The organism is Planktothrix sp., assembly GCF_046067725.1.
In the GTDB taxonomy this organism is placed as follows: domain Bacteria; phylum Cyanobacteriota; class Cyanobacteriia; order Cyanobacteriales; family Microcoleaceae; genus Planktothrix.
The window spans coordinates 1-19,681 of record NZ_JBJUDF010000019.1; the positions used below are offsets into that span (position 1 = coordinate 1).

Genomic DNA, 19,681 nt, shown 5'->3' on the forward strand with positions numbered 1-19,681 from the left:
GTTCGAGTCTATTACTGCATCAACGGTTTCTGTACAAAATAATCCGGGTGAATCTTCCGAGTTAAAACAATCTGCAACAGAGTTAAATCAGTCGATTCAATCCTGTACTGAGGAGTTAAGACAGTCCGCAGCCAGATTAAAAGAGTTAATGGAAGTTAGTTATAAGGATTTAGATCATGCTGAGGATGTCTGGAATAGTAAAGCTAGAATTATGTCTGTCCCCAAGTCTGAACTCTGGGAACAAATAGGAGAATTAACAGCGATTGATTTTAGAATTCGGGATTTGCAGAAAAAATGCGAGACAGAAGTGATTCAAGAAATTAAAAATTTATGGTTAAATCAATGTGAACAGCTTAAGGAAACATGGTTTAAAGATAGTAAAACCGGAACATATAAAAAAGACTTGGGTTATTCAGATAAAGATGGCATGATTCAAGGGTTAGATAAGGCAATAAAAGTTATCAATAATGAGATGATCAGCCTAATCAATACTAATTTAGAGTTTTTAAGTCAAATCTTATCAGATTTAAACTTTGACTCTGTTCAGAATACAATAAATTTACTTGGTTTTAAACAACGAGTTGATATTTCTGATAAACTTAGTTCATTTTTTTACACAAAAGATAATTTATTTAACCTAGAAAATCAAAGTATTAAGCTTATTCAAGAGTGGATAAAACCAACTTGGGAATCATTCTCAAACAACTTCAACAGCATTTTTTCTCTAATCAAAAGAGAAACCTGGGATGATTTTGTGCTTAATGTTAATAAAATCCTAGAAGGCAATGTTCAAGATGGATTTTCTAAATGCTTTGATTTTGCCTTGTCAAATACAACAGAACTGATTAATTTCTACAATTATTTTTTAGAAAAACAAAACCGATATGAACAAGAAACCCCAGAACAACGGGAAGCCGAAAAAGCTTGGATTGATCAACAACGTCAAAAATTAGATGAAATTCAGAAACAAATTAATATTATTTTGAATCAATCCTAATCTAGTTTAAATGTAGGATTTAAAAAGTATTGTAGGGGTTTTTAAACCAAACCCTCTAGGTATTTGGGTTAGAAGACCCAACCTTTACAGGTGAATGATTCATTGGTTTCTGAATTGTTAAAGCGTTAAAAGCTTTTTGATTCAAGGTTGAAAATCGTGATCGCACATGACAATAGATTAACCCAATTTAACCCATCTATTTTTCAGATCAATCCATCCTAAATTTTTATTGTGGATGAACCGTTCCATCGGGTAAAATCGCCCCTTGTAATTGAGCACCCGTTAATTTAACCATAATTTTATCTCCGATTCCAACTTTTGCTCCGGTTAAATTAGCACATCTTAAATCAGCGCCGCTTAAATCAGCCCCAATTAAATTGGCTTCTTGTAAATTCGCATAAGTTAAATTAGCTTGTAAACAATTCGCTCGAAATAAATTAGCTTTATATAAACAAGCACCACTTAAGTTAACTTTATGCAGAAACGCATCACTTAAATCGGCTTCGCTGAGGTCTGCACCACTTAAATTCCGATTAGAAAAATCCCGTTCCTTTAAATCAGCCCCTTTATAATTTAATCCACTTAATTCGGTCGGTTTTGGAGGCGGGGGAGGAGGAGAAGGAGAAGGTTGAGGTTGAGGATTTACAGGAGTTTTTGAACGCTGAAAAGTTTCATTCTCAGGCGTTTTTACACGGCTTTGATAGGTCGAAGATTGATAGGAAGAAGTCGAACGTTGATGGGTATGCGCCGTTGAATGTCCTGCACCATTAGAGGATGATTTAGTATAGGATTCTGAACGGTGAACCGTTGAGGATCGTTGAGAAGAATGGGAGGAAGAACGACGCAATAAAGAGCGTAATTTATCCCGTGCTTGGTTAATTTCTTTGAGTTTTTCCTCCGCGATTTTTCTTAATCGTTGATTTTCTTCAGGAATCCGATCAGGATGCCAAATAAATGCTAAGTCTTTATAAGCTTGATCCACCAATTCTAAGGAGGCACCAGGCTTTAGATCTAACACTTTATAGTAGTAATTCAATTCACCCGGAGTCATCATGGCAGGAGTCCGCAATTAAGAATTTAGCAGTTATATAGCAATGGTTGTAGGCGTTGTAATATTGAGGGTAGGGGTTGAATTTCCCAGCCCTTTTTACACCTCGGTTGGAAGACCCAACCCCTACAGGTTTTGATCACAAATCATTTGGACTTGCTATATAAAATTAAGAATCGGAAAAGAAAAAGTTTTCTATTCCTAATTTGGTCTTAATTTGTGATGCAATTAAAACCGAATTAAGGGGAGATGGGGACGGGAATCTATATTAGCGTTATAGCTTAACACACTCCTTTCTCCCTGAATATGGTTTATTGGCGAAATATCCCTAAACCATTGTGAACTGGGGCTGCTGTATCGGGAATTCGATTTAACAGTTGACCTCCTAAAACTAAACTGGTAGAACTTCCGCCGTCTAAATTTAAGGCGTCCGTTGCGCCGAGTTGCTGCATCAAGAGTGCCATTTCCGTTAATTTAGCACCCACACCCCCCACGCGGTTATGGACGGTAGCAATTAACCATTCTCCCTTGGGGGTAATTCCGACGCTGCTACGGATAGCAGATTGATCCGCAAACCAAGTATTAAATCCTTCCGCCACCGCATCAACAACCACTTGTCCATTTTGTAATAATAGTGGCCCCCCTCCTAAAATATGGGGAAATAGATTAAAATCCGAGGGTGTGGTTTGGGATTCGATGGTAATAGATGTTCCCACAGAAAACGAACTTAAGGCACTCCGAAAGGAGCGTAATGTTAACAAATAACCATTTTTAGGAAGGGGAATCGCCGTTGTGGTATTGGTGGATTCAATGTGTTGTTTAACACTATTATTTTCCACAATAATAACAATTTCATTCGCCGTTAAAGGGGTGTAACTTTCGCCCCATTCAGGCGTATATCGAGCAATTCCAGCTTTTACATATCCGGTATTGAGTAATTCACAATCTAACCGTTGTCCTGATGAGGTGATTAAGATTTCTTTTAAACTCAAACGAGCTATTTTAGTTTGTCCAGCATCATTCCAAGCGATCGCGCCTCGATTTAAAATGGGCCCTGAAAACCATTTTCCATCCCGACGAATTGCTCCTAATGGTAAAAGATTATTTCGGTTAAAATAACCTCCATTAATGGCGGCTAAACATTGACAATTATCGACGGTTTTCGTTAAACTGTCAATCCCTTTCATTCCGGTTAGATTGGCCCAAATCGGACGTAAATTCAAACTTGACCCCGGATTTAACGTTAACCAAACCACCGGAAAACGGCTATTATTTAAGGTTATATATTGTTGTCGCCAGCGCAATCCTTTTGTCCAGGTAATATCTCGTTCAATTAAGGCATCTTGTCGGAGTTCAATTAAAATTCGATTGGGATTATTCAAGGTAGAAACTTTCACGCCATAACCATCCGGTAAAGTTCCTTGAATCACTGTTTGATGATTGGCAATTTTAACCACAGGTCGGGCAGGTTTTTGCGTTGTTCCTGCGGTTTCTCCTTCTTTTTGTTGTTCAGAAGTTCCTGAAGTGGGTGTGGGTTGAGATTGTTCTTGAAACGGTTTAGCAACGGTCGTAGAAGTGACTCCATCAACCACGACTTCCCATTGAGTATTTTGTTGATACAGTTCCCAAGGTGTGGGTTGATTTAATGTCACCATCATTTGAGAACGATTCGTGCTTTCTTCAAAGGTTAAACTTTGGACAGTTCCTAATTTAGAAATAATATTGAGGGTTTGATCTTGTATGTCTAAATCCCATCCTGATAATTCCGCTAATTGATTGATTTTTAAATAGCGATATTCAGCATCAAAAGTAGTTGAGAATTTATAAGGACTGGCAGAAAACCAACTGATAGTTTGCGAGTTTTCATCCGTTGTATTTAAGGGATTAATCCCTAAAACCTGCATAATTCCTTTATCACTAATTCCCGTATTGGTAGCAATTCCTGAACTCCACTGACTCCAGGGTAATTTCCATTTTCGACCATTCACAGAAAGATGAGTTCCCGTGCGAATAATTCCCGGTTTCGATAATTCTACAAGATATTGGCAAATGATAGGTTCTGCTTTTTTTAGTAAGACTAAAGCTTGATCAATAATCGCTGCGACTTCTCCCCGTGTTGCGGTTAAATTAGGGTTTAATGCTTCAGGATTCGGATAATTAACCACCAATTGAGAACGAGTTGCGGTGATGATTGATTGAGTTGCATACTTAGGAATTTGATCGGCATCAGTATAGAGATCTTCTAAGTTTAAATGCTCACCTTTGGCTAAGTTTAAACCTGATACTAAGGCTAAGAAAACTTGTAAACGAGTCACGGAATTTTGAGGGTAAAACCGTCCATCAGGAAACCCGGAAATAAACCCAGATTCGTAAGCCGTTTGAATGGCTTTTGCAGCCCAAAAATCTTTAAGAACATCACTAAATTGAATATAGGAACGTTTAGTTGAAGTGGGAAATGCCGCCTGTAGAAGCGTCGCAAATTCCGCACGAGTTAGGTTTTGATCTGGGCGAAAGGTATTATCTTTAAACCCATTAATTAAACCTTGAGCTTGTAACCTTTGGATAAAAGGACGTGCCCAATGTTGGGAGATATCTAAAAATAGAGGTTGGGAACTGGTCATATTATTGAGTTAAGAAGAAAAGATATCAATAAATTTTAGTCAAACCGAGGGTAAACTTCAATTGTTTTTTTTTATGAATTAAATTTAATGTTATTATCCTTAAATATTAGGGTGGTTTTAAGAAGATTAACCACCCATCCCTAGATTTAAAAGCTTGATTTTTAGGCTATTCAAGCTTGCAAAATTTAGGCTTCCCATTGATCAATAACTCGTTGTAATCCTTCAGCAATTTCTTGCCAATTTTGAGCCAAGTCTGTACTGCGATCTTGACGCAAAAATTCAGCTTCATTAAAACAATGAACAGCTAAAGACTGGACAACATTTCTAATGCCATGCTCCTCAATTAGTTGATTTAAAACACGAGTTAACTTTTCAGTTTTAGGTTCAGTCATGTCTGGCTTAACTCATCATTGACTTGTGACAGTTTCTATCATACCGTTCTTTCTGTTTGGTGATCAATGATTTTCAGGGGATTGAGCTTAACATCCGGTTGAGATAGGACAAGGAAAATAGAATTTTTGTACTCCTTGAGGATCTCAAGCATATTTTTTTAACACTTGTCTTGGCTCTACTATAAAATAAAGATAGCAATCCAGTTTCAAATAAATCCAACCAACAGGAAATAGCAATCCTTGGCTTATTGCTGATTATCAACTATGAAAAAACGAGTGACTTTGACTTTCCCAAAACGTTCGATTCAGATGCCAATTACCTATCGATTGGCGAAAGATTTTAATGTTGCTGCTAATATTATTCGAGCTCAAGTAGCTCCCAACCAAGAAGGCAAATTAGTGGTAGAATTGTCAGGAGATATTGATGAACTAGAAGCCGCCATTGAATGGATGCAAACTCAAAGTATTGGGGTTTCTTTAGTCGGACGAGAGATTTTAATCGATGAAGAAAGTTGTGTTGATTGTGGGTTATGTACGGGGGTTTGTCCGACAGAAGCCTTAACCCTGAATCCTGAAACATTTTATTTGACCTTTACCCGTTCCCGGTGTATTGTTTGTGAACAATGTATTCCGACCTGTCCCGTTCAAGCGATTTCTACAAATCTCTAAATGGGAGTTTAATCGAACACCTGAATGCCTTCTGTTAATGCTGCAATGAAATCAGAATCACAAATTACACTTATTACTTGGGCTTCCTTCGGATTACTGCTGCTGGCTTGTTTCCATTTTGGTTGGTTTTTATTTGAATCTCATTATTATTTCGTAATTTCAGGGTTAATTTTAGCTGGTATTTGGTTAATTGATTTATTTTTTACTATGCCTCTTAACCCGTTAAAAAGCGGGGTTATCAAGTGGATTAGAACCGATCTAGGAACTTTCCTAATGATTGTATTTTTATCAATCTTAGGTGTATTTATGCTCACTTGGCTCCATATATCTCTTAATATTTTATTGATGATTTCTGCTACCGCTTTAGCTCGATTAGAACTGCAAACAGCCCGTTTCAATAATTGGCACGCCTTTCTAATTTTATCCTTATTATCTACTGTCGGTTTAATGTTAGGCTGGGGATTAAATTATTATTTTTCAGTTGATTATTTAAAAGCTGGATTTTGCTTTCCCTTTGATTTAGGATGTATTGAAATTCCTCATGGTTCCGAAACATTGCCTAATCATGAGTAAAATAATTAATCCTTTTAACCTAAATTTTACCCTATTTCCCATCGATGATTCCCCTATTTTACATCGAGCAACCCACTTGCTTTAAGTTTAGAATTAAAGCGAATTTCTTCCTGCAATCCCCGCTCTTTAAGTTGACTTAAAATTTGTTCTTCTACCCGACGAGCTACTTGTTTTAATAGTTTTTCTTGACCTATTTCATCAGTATTGTCATAGGTCGCTTGTTCTTCGGGAGTCATCAATGGTTTGACTTGAATCGGGTGATTCCACAGGGTTTCATCTTCTGCATTTCCCACTGGAATCAAACCATTTTCAGTGATCCAAGCTTCTTTAATTTCGTCTAAAACAGTTCGGTTAGGACGAGTAATGGTTTGGAATTTTAACCAATAACAACCTTGAGGTTGTCGGACAAAATGTTGTTTTAAACTCAGATAAATATCTCTGGAATACCCGATATATTGTAAAATTTTATCGGAATTAAAAATTGCATAAACCCCGATTTGACCTTGAAGGAATTCAGGAATTTTGCCATTTTCATCCAGATAGGAGATATCCTCTAAACTTTTAAGAGCAGGAATTTCAGTTGGAGTCGTCATGGATGCAAAAAACGCTTTTTTCCTGATTTTAAAGGGATCAGTGTCCGTTCTTCCCCACCTAAAGCTAAACTTTTATGAAGCCTTCTCGATCAAGAAACAGACGAGCGATCGCTGATTTTTAATGATTATTGTGGGGATTTGAGTTAGCATGACTCTAGGATTGTATTACGTCAGCAAAAACCATGCAGAATCGTGAAGAATCATTAAAACCGTCACGCAACCCGGTGGATGGGTGGAAGTTGGCTGAGTCTATTGCTGTTGGGGGAACTGCAGTGGGAACGCTCATAGCTGCATGGTATCAGCAAATTGTGTTTGCGGGAACGCCCTTGACCTTCGCCTTAATCTTAAATTTGGTGAATCGCCAACGGTTTGAACTTTATATGCGTCAAAATCTCGATGCGGCGATTACTGAGGTTCAAGGAGTCGTAGCATCCTTACATGAACAAATGCAAACGATACCCACAGAATCCAATGAACTTGATCCGATTACGGATGTGTTGACAGAGTTACAACGGGTAACTCAACATTTAGAAAAAAATGCACTGCGACAAGAAGATTGGGAAGTCATGAATGTGCGGTTTAAATTAATACAAGAAACCATTGATGAATTGAAAACCTCCATAGAAACGTCTGCCCCTCCAGTCAACAGTCAAGACCATCACTTATTAACCAGCACTTTAGAAGAATTAGTTAATCAATCGGTTGCAGATACAGCGACAATCCACATCCAAATTGATCAACTTTCTCAACAAGTTCAAACCTTACAAACAGAACAACAAACTTTAATTAAACCCTATCTTAAACGGTTAGTTCGTGCGGTTAAGGAGTTGAAAGATTCTTAGCTTCTAGCTTAACTCCGTCAACCGTCAATTCATTATCGATATTCATCTCCACAATCACCGATGATTTGCATTAAATCACGGGATTGGGAAAAAACAGAATTAAGGGTTTGATTATCTTCAGCATCCAAACTAAATTCAAACACTTGAGCATTCTCTTCAATGTGTTGAGAAATTCCTAATCTTGTCCCGACCATCGCGCCAGCAACAGTAGGTTGTTCAAGGATATAACGAACCGCAATATTAGGAATAGTAACATTATGTTTTTGAGCGATCGCTTTCAAGGTTTTTAAGAGTTCTTGAAATAAACTCCATCCTCCCCAAGCATCAATCATATTTTTATATTTTTTCAAGCTAACGGTTTCTAATCGAAAGTTATTAGGTTCAGGTTGATCGAGATATTGTTCAGACAAAAATCCTCCACAAACCACCCCATAAGGAAGTAACTTAATATCATGAGTTTGGCAAAATTCAACCATTTTGACTAAAGGACGGCGATCAACAAGGGAAAACTGCACTTGATTAGACGTAATTTTAATCCCATTTTCAACAATAATTTTTAAGTGTTCTGTATCAAAATTCGTTAAGGCTAAATGTCTAATTTTTCCTTCTGTCTGCAATTCTGCCATATAATGTAAAGCATCTAAATAATTTTGATCTCGATAATCCCACCAATGAAATTGCAGTAAATCAAGACAATCAACTCCCATGCGTTGACGAGAAATATCAATATTTTTTTCCACAATATTTTTTGTCATTTTACCCGGACGGGGAACCCATTTGGTAAAAGCTTGAAGTTGAGATAAAGCTTCTTGTCCACGAGTCGCTATTAATTGTCTTCTAAACTCACCAATAAAATCCTCCGCCGGGCCATAATGATCGGCAAGATCCCAAGTGGTATATCCCGCATCGAAGTATTTAAACATACTTTCAATGGCAACTTTAGGATTAATGCGTCCATGGGCTCCCGATACTTGCCACATTCCATTTAAAATCCGGCAAATATTCAGGTCTTCTGTCAATTGAAATCGGCTGGAAGGAGGTAATTTCATGGTCTAGTTTTCCTCGAGTAAGTCATTTGACACTCTCCCGTGACATTGCTTTGCGATTGATGGTGAGAGTGTCAAATCAAAAATTCTAGCATTAAGCTAATCTGAATCCGGGATTGTTCCTCTGCTTAATTGAAAAAACAAGGCTTGAGACTATTTTTTTAACCTCAAGCCTTATTTTTATTATTAGTACCCCCAACGGGATTCGAACCCGTGCCGCCTCCGTGAAAGGGAGGTGTCCTAGGCCTCTAGACGATGGGGGCTTGGGACATTTGGCATTGAGCATTGGCTTGGTTTTGCGCTTGCTTTGTGCCTTTCACCTTTATTAATCTAGCTTATATTCTCATCAGTGTCAACCCTTTTACAAAAAAATTTTTTAGATTTTTTTAACTTAGGCTGAAATCCAGACTACAAAAGGCTTGTAGGATTTTAACACAGTTGGCGATCGCCCCCAAATGGGCAATTTCATAGCCGTGGGTGTTTTGAGTCGGGAAACTCAGACAAGCCGCCCGTGCGACATGGCCGAATTTCATCGCAATCGAAGCATCACTACCAAACCCATTCAAGATGGCCAATTGTAGGGGAACTTTTGCGTGGGTCGCCGCCTGACGCAATTGTTGATTTAACCCTTCATCATAAAGCCCATAGCCATCTTGAGACAGCAACACGGGCTTTTCATTCGCCTCGATGGGATATTCCGGTGCTAGGGGACAAATTTCTAAGGCAATTAACGCCTCTAAGGTTTGTCGTTGGGTAAAATATAAAGCTCCAATGGCGCCGACTTCTTCCTTGGCTGAGGCAACTAGATAAACATCGATGGATGGGTTTTTAACGGTTTCGGCTAAGGTTAATAAAATCGCAACCGACGCTTTATTATCGAGGGTATAACTTCCAATATAATCCTTCAGACGAATCGGTTTTTTCCGGTGTTTCCCAATCACAACTTTTGTTCCCGGTCTAATTCCAGCGGCTTCTAATTCTTCGGTTGTGCATTTGGTTTCGATCCACGCCTCTTCCCATTTTAACGCTTTCTCTTCTTGGTGCAGTTTTTGAGGGGATTCATGGGAAATATGACGAGAACCAAAACTCAGAATTCCGCTTAAGGTTTGCTGATCTCCTAATAAATCAACGACACCTTCTCCGTACACCCAAGGAAAGGAACCTCCTAATTTTCTCACGGAAATTTTCCCGTTTTCTTCAATCGTTTTGACGATCATACCAATTTCGTCTTTATGTCCGGTAATAGCAATCGCACGGTCTGGATTTCGACCCGGAATTTTAGCAATAATATTATCAGCTTGATCTCGCCAAGCTTCTACACCGATTTGCGCAAACCGTTCTAACAACCGTTGATTGATTTCACATTCCGACCCACTGGGAGAATGTCGTAATACTAACTCTTCAATTGTGTTAAATAAACCCTCATAATCCATTTCATTTATCCTCAATTTTAGGATGAATTCCCTATGATCATTATCAAATGAATGATAACGAAGCCTCAGCAACAAGCTTATGCACCCTACGGAAATTTAGTTAGTATTTTGAGGATTACACCAGGAAGAGTAGTTGAGACTTCATTGTTATGTTTACGAAGGGTCAAGGGAAATGGGTTTTAACAATAAGGCTACAATCAAGGCTGGAGTTCCTCCTATTAATCCGATGATCAGCCATCGGGGATAACTTCGTCCTTTTTTTTGCGCCACCCAAGCAGCGATCGCACCAATCATACCATGAAGAATCGCTAAGGTGAAAATAACAGAAGGGTTGTTCAAGGAATTTAACATTTTACCGGACAATAACACGATTTAATCCTATCATAGTTCCCCTTAAAAAAATAATCGGATTTCTGCTTTTTCAGTTCAGAAACCCGATTTTCATTGACAACAGTAACTCGATTGGAGATTTAATCTAAAAATCCCATTAAGGTCACCGGATCATCAATATCATTATCTGCAATGGGACGGTTCATCACCATTGAGGTAATTTGCAAATGACTCGCTTCTATGGGACGATTAGCTAATGCTCCCACCGCATCTTCTAAATGAATGAATGCGATCTCGTTAGTGGTATTTGCTTTAAAAATCGGACGGTTTGCTGATAGCATTCCCGCAATTTCAAGATGGCTATGCTCAATGGGACGATTCATAAACGTTATGGTTGAAGCTACTTGAATTTGGGTGGGTGCTGTCTTGGCTTCAGCACCTTTTTTAGCGGGTTTATCCACAAGATCTAACTGAGTTTCTGGGCTCATATTTGTCGTTGGTTCGTTTTCAACAGTTTCTACTTTAACCTGATCAGTTTGAGTTTTATTATCTTGATTTGAGTTTGCTGTTCCACTGGTTCGCTTCCCAGCATTCCCCCTTTTGGGTGTAGATGAGCTAACTGTCATGATGAATACCTAGTTTTTTTGACAGGGTGAATCAGAATTTATACTTAACCCTGCTATTAATTTCATCATTGAAATTCTCCCAACCTTTCACTTTATTAAGGACGGGTTAGGTGTTAATTTTGGATTAAAGTTAAATAAATTATAAAATAAACTGGATCTTTCGTAAACACCACGTTGAGAAAAATCTCTTGTTGTCATAATAAGTAAAACTGTTGATCATTGACGCTTAACAGGCGAGGTCTCCTCACCCCCACTCCCCTATGATTCCCTTTCAACTCCAAGCTCCTTTCCAACCCCAGGGTGATCAACCCCAAGCGATCGCCCAACTCATCGATAATATTCGCAACGGACAACCCTTTAGTACCTTATTGGGAGCGACGGGAACCGGAAAAACCTTTACCATCGCCTCGGTGATTGAAAAAATTGGCCGTCCGACTTTAGTTTTAGCCCATAACAAAACCTTAGCCGCCCAATTATGTAACGAATTGCGCTCGTTTTTTCCTAAAAATGCCGTTGAATATTTTATCAGTTATTACGATTACTATCAGCCAGAAGCTTATCTTCCCGTCACCGATACTTATATTGAAAAAACGGCTTCGATTAATGATGAAATTGATATGCTGCGCCATTCCGCCACTCGATCTTTATTTGAACGGCGAGATGTCATAGTTGTGGCTTCTATTAGTTGTATTTACGGCTTAGGAATGCCAGCAGAATATTTAAAAGCCGCTATTCGCTTACAAGTGGGAGAAGAAATTGATCAACGGGAATTCTTACGAGAATTAGTCTCTATCCAATATACCCGCAATGATCTGGAATTAACCAGGGGGAGATTTCGTCTGAAAGGAGATGTATTAGAAATTGGCCCCGCTTATGAAGATCGAATTATTCGAGTTGAGTTTTTTGGCGATGAAATAGAAGCCATTCGTTATCTTGATCCGGTAACAGGAGAAGTTTTGCAAAGTTTAGAAGGATTAAGTATTTATCCAGCGCGACATTTCGTAACACCAGAAGAACGCTTAGAAATGGCGTGTCATGATATTGAACAGGAACTCAAACAACGAGTTCTTGAATTAGAAACCCAAGGTAAATTATTAGAAGCACAACGGTTATCTCAACGGACTCGTTATGATTTAGAAATGTTACGGGAGGTGGGATATTGTAATGGGGTGGAAAACTATTCTCGCCATTTAGCCGGACGCCAAGCGGGAGAACCTCCAGAATGTTTAATCGATTATTTCCCCAATGATTGGTTATTAGTCGTCGATGAATCTCACGTTACTGTTCCTCAAATTCGGGGAATGTATAATGGCGACCAAGCGCGAAAAAAAGTTTTAATTGATCATGGCTTTCGTTTACCGAGTGCGGCGGATAATCGACCGTTGAAAGCTGAAGAATTTTGGCAAAAAGTCAATCAATGTATTTTCGTATCGGCGACACCGGGAGATTGGGAAATTGAACAATCTCAAGGTCAAGTTGTCGAACAAATTATTCGTCCAACCGGAGTTCTTGATCCTGAAGTGTGCGTGCGTCCAACGGAAGGACAGGTGGATGATTTATATGGAGAAATTCAAGAGCGAGTTGAACGAGATGAACGGGTTTTAATTACAACTTTAACAAAACGGATGGCGGAAGATTTAACAGACTATTTACAAGACCGAGGCGTAAACGTTCGATATTTGCATTCAGAAATTCAGTCTATTGAACGGATAGAAATTATTCAAGGATTACAAAACCGAGATTTTGATGTGTTAATTGGGGTGAACTTATTACGGGAAGGATTAGATTTACCCCAGGTGTCGTTAGTTGCGATTTTAGATGCGGATAAAGAGGGGTTTTTACGCTCCGAACGTTCTTTAATTCAAACCATCGGACGCGCGGCGCGAAATATCCGAGGACAGGCAATTTTATATGCGGATCATTTAACGGAAAGTATGAGCAAAGCGATTGAGGAAACCAACCGACGAAGAGAGATTCAACAAAATTATAATCAAGAACATCAGATTATTCCCCAACAAATTATCAAAAAATCGAGTAATTCGATTTTGGAATTTTTGGATGTGTCTCGACGGTTAAATGCTCAAACCGTAGAAAAACAGGTGGAAACCTTTGAAGAATTACCGTTAGAAAGTATTCCTGATGTGATTACTCAGTTAGAAACCCAGATGAAAGCCGCAGCCAAACAATTAGAATTTGAGGAAGCCGCTAAACTCCGCGATCACATTAAACAATTACGCGATAAACTAATCGGACATTAGGTTAGAGTCAATCTGTCCACCAAGAAGGGAAAGTATCATTTTAAAGTCCACAGCACAAAATGTGTATTTTGTCAAGTCCCCTTTCCCAAGCCTCCGGTTTTAGTCCAAAAACTCGTGTCACATCTCCTCTCAATTTCGTCAGGAAATTAGCATATTTTACGATAGAATCAGGGTTGTAGCTGCCATTTTTGCCTTTAGACACAATAACCCCTTGGGTGCTATTTTTTCTATGCTATCACAACCCCCATGATTGCGTCAACTATTTGAGAGTAATTTTCAATAAAATATCAAGATTTCCTGACAATCTTTTAAAAATCAAAACAATATAACGAAGTTGATTAGATAAACTTAACGATATCAAACTGTTGTTGCGCTAATGACCTAACCCCCCAACCCCCTTCCCTTCAAGGGAAGGGGGAGTAATTAATATTTTTAAATCTCTCAGAGATTTCATATTAAGAATTCTTCTCCCCTCTCCTTGCAGGAGAGGGGCTGGGGGAGAGGTCTCAGAGAAATTTGCCTTGAGAATGAAACAGCCCTGGCTCACTAACTGGGACTCAATGGCATCAATTTTAGCTTGTCTACTCATACCATCCAATTGTTCAACCAAGGTTAACGCATCTTGATAGCGACCTTCTAAAATACTGGTTTTTAAATCTTCTAATTCCTGAATCATCCGGTGCTCCTTTTGTTAATTTTGTTGGGGTTTTGGAGTATCAATTAAGGCGTCTTTGGCGGAAATTCCTTCTCCTTGAAATCCAAAAAACCAAAGGGTTGCGGCGGCTTCGGCGCGAGTTACGTTCTTTTTCGGCTGAAATAAAGTTGTAAACCCAAAAACGCGACGAATATTAGAATTATCTCCATTATTATAGTCTTCTAAAATAGCAGGTAAAGCTCCCGCATCAATTTTAGAGGTATCCTTAAACCCCCAGCGTTCTTTAACGGCATCAATACTGGCTTTCGGTAATACTTTTCGAGTATCTAAAGGCACTTTCCAACGAATTAAATCTTCACGAATTAAGCTAGAATCAGGACGAAACTTGGTAACCGTATTATCTCCCGATAAACGACTGGGAATTAACCCGGCTTCTGCTAATCCTTGAATTTCTGCAAAATTAGGATGGGTAGTGGGAACATCTGTAAAGATTGGGTCACTACTAGGAACAGCTAAACGAATTTGTTTCGCGGGATTATCGGCATATAATGTATTATTGACTTCAACAATCCATCGTGCATATTGGCTGCGAGTAATTTTACCATTAGGGTCAGGTAAGGTTCCTGTTTCTTGAGAGTTAGGAGCTTTAAAAATCCCCAATTTTGCCACATCGGACACGAAGGAACTTAACTCTTTAGGAACTGAATTTTTATTGGTTTTTTCGGGATTAGAAGTTGGAGTGAGAGTTGGAGTTGGAGTTGGAGTTGGAGTTGGAGTTGGAGAACTTACTGTTTCTACCGGAAGCGGTTGATAACGAATTTGAAAATAGGTTTTTCCGTTAGCTTCTGGATTAGGTTGTTGAGCAATCGTTACTTTTAATTTATCTTTTTCCGCCGTCAGATTATCGCTATTTTCATTAGCAGAATTCTCAATAATTTTCCAGTTTTTTGCTTTTAACTCTTTTTGGTAAAAAGCCTGAACAACTTTACTGGAATCTGTTGTTTCCCAGAGGGTAATTACCGCCGTTGAATCTGGAGTGGGAGGCATCACGGCTTTTAAAGTTGCGTTCGGATAGGGGGTAATTTCTGAGGGAAAATCACTCGGAAGTTGCACAGGAGGAAGAGAAGGTTCAGGGTTAGTAACGGGTGGGGTTGTTGCTTGAGGTGTGGGAGAATTAGTTTCTAATAATGGATCAGCTTTGAGAGAATTTTCGATCGCTTTTCCCGTGGGACTATTGGCACAAGCAGAAAGGGAAGTGATTAAACTGAGGATTAAAATAATTTGTTTCATTGATCTAGCAGGGAACAGGAAATTTGAAATTAGGGACAGAATCAATAATTTTTGCGGTTTCATATCATGTTTAATTGATTAAAAATCATTGAATAATGCTATTAATTACCTCGTGCTTAATTATAACATAACTAAAAAAAAAGGATAAAATTTTAATCCCTTTGGTGAAGGTTTAGGGCTAGGTTGATCAAGAGGGTATAAGATTCCCTCTTTCTGCTTTTAGGGTTTCTAAAGTTGAAATTTTTAGACGGGAATTACCTCAGCTAAAACTTTAACTAATGTTTCTAATTGTATTGGCGTATGAGTTGCCATTAAGGAAATCCGAATGCGGCTAGTATTGGCGGTGGGGGGACGAATAGCGGCGGCACAAATTCCTTGTTCTTTGAGTTTTTGTCCGATGGTTAATACCGTTGCGGCATCTTTGATAGGAATACAAAAAATAGGCGAAAGAGTTTCAGACAGGGGGAGATTAAAACGGAGTTGTTTTTCTTGTAATAAGGTTTTTAAGGTTTCAACATTTTGCCATAATTGTTGGCGCCGTTGAGGTTCAGTTTGCACAATATTAATGGCAGCTAAAGCCGCAGCAGTATCGGCTGGACTTAATCCAGTGGTATAAATCCAACTGGGGGCACGATTTCTTAAAAAATCAATCAATTCCGCCGAACCTGCTACATAACCTCCTAAACTTCCTAATGCTTTACTCAAGGTTCCCATTTGGATTAAGGTTTCTCCGGTGCAATTAAAATACTCTACACATCCGGCTCCTGTTTTTCCAAAAACTCCGGTTCCATGAGCTTCATCTACTAATAACATACAGGAAAATTCTTCACTGATGTCGAGTAAATCAAGTAAGGGACATAAATCTCCATCCATACTAAAAACACCATCCGTAATAATCAATGCTTTTCGATAAGGAAGACGATGTTCTTCGAGGAGAGATCTTAAGTGTTCAGGATGATTATGTTGATATTCTAAGACTGTTGCGCCACTCATTTTGGCTCCATTTTTGAGACTTGAGTGGTTATATTCATCGGACAGAATTAAATCCCGTTGTCCCACTAAGGCACTAATCGTTCCAATATTTGCTAAATAACCGGAACTGAAAACAATGGCATCCTCTGTTTGTTTAAAATTAGCGAGCGCTAATTCTAAATCTCGATGAAGTTGGCGATGTCCGGTTAACAATCGAGATCCGGTTACTCCAGTTCCAAATGCTTGAGTCGCCGCGATTGCTGCATCAATTAACCGTTGATCTCCAGCTAATCCTAAATAATCGTTACTGGCAAAATTAATTAAGGATTTCCCATCTATTACTAGGGTAGCACCCGCTTGACTTTCAACGGTTTGAACAGAACGATACCAATCGACTTTATGAATGGTCTGAATTGCTTTTTCTATCCAAGCGTAAGCATCATTAATCATCTTGAATATCGGAAGAATAAGGTTGACTAATTTCGGCACTTTTGCCACGAACGGGAGGTAATTTATCAACTAATCCCAAATCAAACGCAATATCCGGTAAATCCCCAGCGATATAATGTCCCGGTTCAAAAATCCGACTAGGAGTAAAACAAAGTTGACGGAGTTCAACCACTTCTGTCGGTTCAAACATTCCTCTAAATAGTTTTCGTTCCAGACCCATGATTTAGATTCCTTTTGATTGATCTGTGATGATCTTAAATATTTTAAAGCAGAACTGCAATGTAGATTAATTCCTGACATGGGTTTGATTATTAGGCAGTTGATCCAGAGGTTTTCCACAGTGGGGACAAACTCTAGGATCAGGAGTTTGAGGAAACTTTTTATTCGATGTGATCACTTCAGTAAAACCGGAGGCAATTAACCCCGCAGGTAAGGCAAAAAGTCCAATCCCTAATAAAGCTAAAATTCCCCCTAATATTTTTCCTAAAGGAGTAATCGGATAAACATCTCCATAACCGACTGTTGTTAAAGTAATAATTCCCCACCACATCGCCGCCGGAATATTGGGAAACTGATCCGGTTGAGCTTCATGTTCTACAAAATAAATTAAGGTAGCTGAGGAAATTAATAAAAAAATGACAATATTTAAAGTTAAAATCAGTTCTTCTTGACGCAGGCGAATCACTTGACCTAAAATTTTAATTCCACGAGAATAACGACCTAATTTTAGAAGCTGTAAAAAGCGAGTTAATCCAAATAATTTGATACTTCTTAGGTCAGCATTTGTAAAGGGAAGATAAAAAGGTAAGAAGGCAATTAAATCGATAATCGCTAGGGGAGTTAACATATATCGAAGTCTTCCCCAAATCGGATGGCGATATTTTTCTAGGGTTGTACATGACCAGACCCTTAATATATATTCTAACGTAAAAACCCCGACGGAAAATCGGTTAAAAATAATGAACCAAACTTCATAAGTTTCAAATATTTGTTCAATAGATTCTATACAAACGGCTACAGTATTTGATAGAATTAGAAAAATTAAAAAATATTCACAAACTCGGCTTAACGTTTGTTTATGTTCTTTTGCTTCTAAAACTAAAAATATTCTACGCTTAAATTGTTTAACCATTGATTCGTTATCAGTTGTAGGGGCAGGGTTCTCCTGCCCATCATCAGTGATCAAGTATCAGTTTAGAGGCATATTAATAGCCTCTGGCATCAACTCATCCAGGCGTGTCTGTACTTAACAAGTAAACCGTTGATTCACTTTTAACACTCTATGGCTGGGGCAACCCCAGCCCTACAGAACACTGTAATTTTTTACATTTCTTGAATTAATCTTAACTGGTTTTGTCGTAATTGAGTCATGGTTTCCATCATATTACTTGCCATTTCTTTTTCAACATCTGACATTTGTTCCCAAAAAGAAGCCGAACGGCGAGCGGCGATTAAATCTTGCCAAATTAAGTTTAATAATTCTGCCATTTGGGGAGATTCCGCTTTGATTCCCGTCAAAAATTCATCAAAACGTTGATTCGCTTCTGTATGGGTTTCTACCCCTTTCGTTAACTCCAGACAGGTTTGCAGTTGCTCAACCCAATTGTTACTCGGAATAGTCATCCTGATTTTCTCCTTTCAGATTTAGAGCCTTTTTCCATTATCGAGTTAAATCCTAAGAATCTCCAAACTCCAGATTAAATTTCCCTCATTTTCTGACGACCGACTCCCATTCGTGCCAAGATAGAGTATTAAGTTCAGTTAACATTAATCTCATGGGTAAACAGCGAGTTCTATCAGGAGTACAACCAACCGGAAACCTGCATCTGGGAAACTACCTCGGCGCCATTCGCAATTGGGTCGATAATCAAGCTCAATATGATAACTTCTTTTGTGTCGTCGATTTACACGCCATTACCGTTCCCCATAATCCCGCCACCTTAGCCGTCGATACCTACACCATCGCCGCTTTGTATTTAGCCTGTGGAATTAATTTAGATGATTCGACCATTTTCGTTCAGTCCCATATTTCCGCCCATAGTGAACTCACCTGGCTGCTGAATTGTATTACCCCGATTAATTGGCTACAAGATATGATTCAGTTTAAAGAAAAAGCCATTAAACAAGGTGAAAATGTCAGTACAGGCTTACTCGATTATCCCGTATTAATGGCGGCGGATATCTTGCTTTATGATGCGGATAAAGTACCCGTTGGAGAAGATCAAAAACAACATCTGGAATTAACCCGTGATCTAGCTGTCCGCTTTAATCATTTATTCGGTCAGGAAAAAACTATTCTGAAATTACCTGAACCCTTAATCCGTCCTGAAGGCGCACGGGTGATGAGTCTCACCGATGGAACTCGCAAAATGTCAAAATCCGATCCCTCAGAATTAAGTCGAATTAATTTACTCGATGATCCTGATACGATTACTAAAAAAATTAAACGTTGTAAAACCGATTCTGTTCGCGGTTTAACCTTTGATGATCCAGAGCGTCCAGAATGTCATAATTTATTAATGCTTTATGGCATTTTATCGAATCAAACTAAAGCAGAAGTCACCGCCGAATGTCAAGATATGGGATGGGGTCAATTTAAACCTTTATTGACAGAAACCGTCATTGAAAGTCTCAAACCCATTCAAGAAAAATATAAAGCTGTTATGGATGATCAAGGCTATCTTGAATCTGTCTTAAGAAACGGTCGAGAAAAAGCCGAAACGGTCGCGAATGAAACCTTAAATCGGGTGAAAGATGCGATGGGATATTCTCGACGTTTATAATTTTAATTTTGATGAAACTCACCCGGTACAAAAGAGAAATTTTAACTGAAATGTAGGAAGTTTCAGAAATTTTAAATCCTCTAAAAATCAACCTTTGAAAAAC

The 19,681-nt window shown here is 38.6% G+C and carries 20 protein-coding genes and 1 tRNA gene; 6 read left to right on the forward strand and 15 right to left on the reverse strand.

Annotation, left to right across the window (positions count from 1 at the left end; all coding sequences use genetic code 11):
* Positions 1-997: hypothetical protein (locus ACKPEB_RS01030; RefSeq protein ID WP_408962908.1), on the forward strand; the 997-nt coding region annotated here is incomplete at its 5' end.
* 226 nt (positions 998-1,223) lie between these two features.
* Here the strand turns inward: ACKPEB_RS01030 and ACKPEB_RS01035 are convergent.
* From ACKPEB_RS01035 to ACKPEB_RS01045, 3 genes are all read right to left on the reverse strand, one after another.
* Positions 1,224-2,048 carry a pentapeptide repeat-containing protein gene (locus ACKPEB_RS01035; RefSeq protein WP_408962927.1) on the reverse strand — a complete coding sequence of 275 codons (825 nt, stop codon included), beginning with the start codon at positions 2,046-2,048 and terminating at the stop codon, positions 1,224-1,226.
* Positions 2,049-2,356: 308 nt separating this feature from the next.
* Positions 2,357-4,666, reverse strand: a complete 2,310-nt coding sequence (locus tag ACKPEB_RS01040; protein ID WP_408962909.1) for a phosphodiester glycosidase family protein — start codon at positions 4,664-4,666, stop codon at positions 2,357-2,359.
* A 185-nt stretch (positions 4,667-4,851) separates the two neighbouring features.
* A complete protein-coding gene (locus ACKPEB_RS01045) occupies positions 4,852-5,058 on the reverse strand; it encodes a hypothetical protein (RefSeq protein ID WP_408962910.1) in 207 nt (68 codons plus the stop codon).
* 264 nt (positions 5,059-5,322) lie between these two features.
* Here ACKPEB_RS01045 and ACKPEB_RS01050 point away from each other — a divergent pair, with 264 nt between their 5' ends.
* Both ACKPEB_RS01050 and ACKPEB_RS01055 read left to right on the forward strand, forming a co-directional pair.
* On the forward strand, positions 5,323-5,727 hold the full coding sequence (locus ACKPEB_RS01050; protein WP_408962911.1) for an NIL domain-containing protein: 405 nt from the start codon (positions 5,323-5,325) through the stop codon (positions 5,725-5,727).
* Positions 5,728-5,772: 45 nt separating this feature from the next.
* Entirely contained in the window at positions 5,773-6,300 is a 528-nt protein-coding gene (locus tag ACKPEB_RS01055) for a hypothetical protein (RefSeq protein WP_408962912.1), read from the forward strand.
* A gap of 53 nt (positions 6,301-6,353) precedes the next feature.
* Here ACKPEB_RS01055 and ACKPEB_RS01060 read toward each other — a convergent pair whose 3' ends face one another.
* Positions 6,354-6,893, reverse strand: coding sequence for a GIY-YIG nuclease family protein (locus ACKPEB_RS01060; protein ID WP_408962913.1), 540 nt, complete (start codon positions 6,891-6,893; stop codon positions 6,354-6,356).
* Between the two features lie 182 nt (positions 6,894-7,075).
* On the opposite strand from ACKPEB_RS01060, the gene ACKPEB_RS01065 reads away from it, so the two are divergent.
* Positions 7,076-7,735, forward strand: a complete 660-nt coding sequence (locus ACKPEB_RS01065; RefSeq protein ID WP_408962914.1) for a hypothetical protein — start codon at positions 7,076-7,078, stop codon at positions 7,733-7,735.
* 32 nt (positions 7,736-7,767) lie between these two features.
* Here ACKPEB_RS01065 and ACKPEB_RS01070 read toward each other — a convergent pair whose 3' ends face one another.
* The 5 genes from ACKPEB_RS01070 to ACKPEB_RS01090 form a co-directional block, all read right to left on the reverse strand.
* On the reverse strand, positions 7,768-8,784 hold the full coding sequence (locus ACKPEB_RS01070) for an aldo/keto reductase (protein ID WP_408962915.1): 1,017 nt from the start codon (positions 8,782-8,784) through the stop codon (positions 7,768-7,770).
* 187 nt (positions 8,785-8,971) lie between these two features.
* A tRNA-Glu gene (locus ACKPEB_RS01075) sits at positions 8,972-9,044 on the reverse strand.
* 123 nt (positions 9,045-9,167) lie between these two features.
* Positions 9,168-10,214: a M42 family metallopeptidase gene (locus ACKPEB_RS01080; RefSeq protein ID WP_408962916.1), complete on the reverse strand. Its 1,047-nt coding sequence runs from the start codon at positions 10,212-10,214 to the stop codon at positions 9,168-9,170.
* 153 nt (positions 10,215-10,367) lie between these two features.
* Complete coding sequence (locus ACKPEB_RS01085) at positions 10,368-10,565, reverse strand: hypothetical protein (protein WP_408962917.1); 198 nt, start codon at positions 10,563-10,565, stop codon at positions 10,368-10,370.
* A 119-nt stretch (positions 10,566-10,684) separates the two neighbouring features.
* Positions 10,685-11,170, reverse strand: coding sequence for a hypothetical protein (locus tag ACKPEB_RS01090; RefSeq protein WP_408962918.1), 486 nt, complete (start codon positions 11,168-11,170; stop codon positions 10,685-10,687).
* Between the two features lie 260 nt (positions 11,171-11,430).
* Between ACKPEB_RS01090 and uvrB the strand changes: the two genes are divergently transcribed.
* Positions 11,431-13,428 carry an excinuclease ABC subunit UvrB gene (gene uvrB, locus ACKPEB_RS01095; protein WP_408962919.1) on the forward strand — a complete coding sequence of 666 codons (1,998 nt, stop codon included), beginning with the start codon at positions 11,431-11,433 and terminating at the stop codon, positions 13,426-13,428.
* A gap of 373 nt (positions 13,429-13,801) precedes the next feature.
* On the opposite strand, the gene ACKPEB_RS01100 is transcribed toward uvrB, so the two are convergent.
* The 6 genes from ACKPEB_RS01100 to ACKPEB_RS01125 form a co-directional block, all read right to left on the reverse strand.
* Positions 13,802-14,104 (reverse strand): hypothetical protein, encoded by a 303-nt coding sequence (locus ACKPEB_RS01100; protein WP_408962920.1) that lies wholly within the window; start codon positions 14,102-14,104, stop codon positions 13,802-13,804.
* A gap of 15 nt (positions 14,105-14,119) precedes the next feature.
* On the reverse strand, positions 14,120-15,373 hold the full coding sequence (locus ACKPEB_RS01105) for an S-layer homology domain-containing protein (RefSeq protein WP_408962921.1): 1,254 nt from the start codon (positions 15,371-15,373) through the stop codon (positions 14,120-14,122).
* Positions 15,374-15,616: 243 nt separating this feature from the next.
* Complete coding sequence (gene bioF / locus ACKPEB_RS01110) at positions 15,617-16,795, reverse strand: 8-amino-7-oxononanoate synthase (RefSeq protein WP_408962922.1); 1,179 nt, start codon at positions 16,793-16,795, stop codon at positions 15,617-15,619.
* Positions 16,788-17,015, reverse strand: coding sequence for a hypothetical protein (locus ACKPEB_RS01115; protein ID WP_408962923.1), 228 nt, complete (start codon positions 17,013-17,015; stop codon positions 16,788-16,790). Before ACKPEB_RS01115 ends, bioF begins: the two co-directional genes overlap by 8 nt.
* A gap of 66 nt (positions 17,016-17,081) precedes the next feature.
* On the reverse strand, positions 17,082-17,927 hold the full coding sequence (locus tag ACKPEB_RS01120) for an ion transporter (protein WP_408962924.1): 846 nt from the start codon (positions 17,925-17,927) through the stop codon (positions 17,082-17,084).
* 191 nt (positions 17,928-18,118) lie between these two features.
* Positions 18,119-18,418: a hypothetical protein gene (locus ACKPEB_RS01125; protein WP_408962925.1), complete on the reverse strand. Its 300-nt coding sequence runs from the start codon at positions 18,416-18,418 to the stop codon at positions 18,119-18,121.
* A gap of 152 nt (positions 18,419-18,570) precedes the next feature.
* Between ACKPEB_RS01125 and trpS the strand changes: the two genes are divergently transcribed.
* The gene (gene trpS / locus ACKPEB_RS01130) at positions 18,571-19,578 is read left to right on the forward strand and encodes a tryptophan--tRNA ligase (protein ID WP_408962926.1); all 1,008 of its coding nucleotides are present in this window, start codon (positions 18,571-18,573) and stop codon (positions 19,576-19,578) included.
* Positions 19,579-19,681 lie beyond the last annotated feature (103 nt).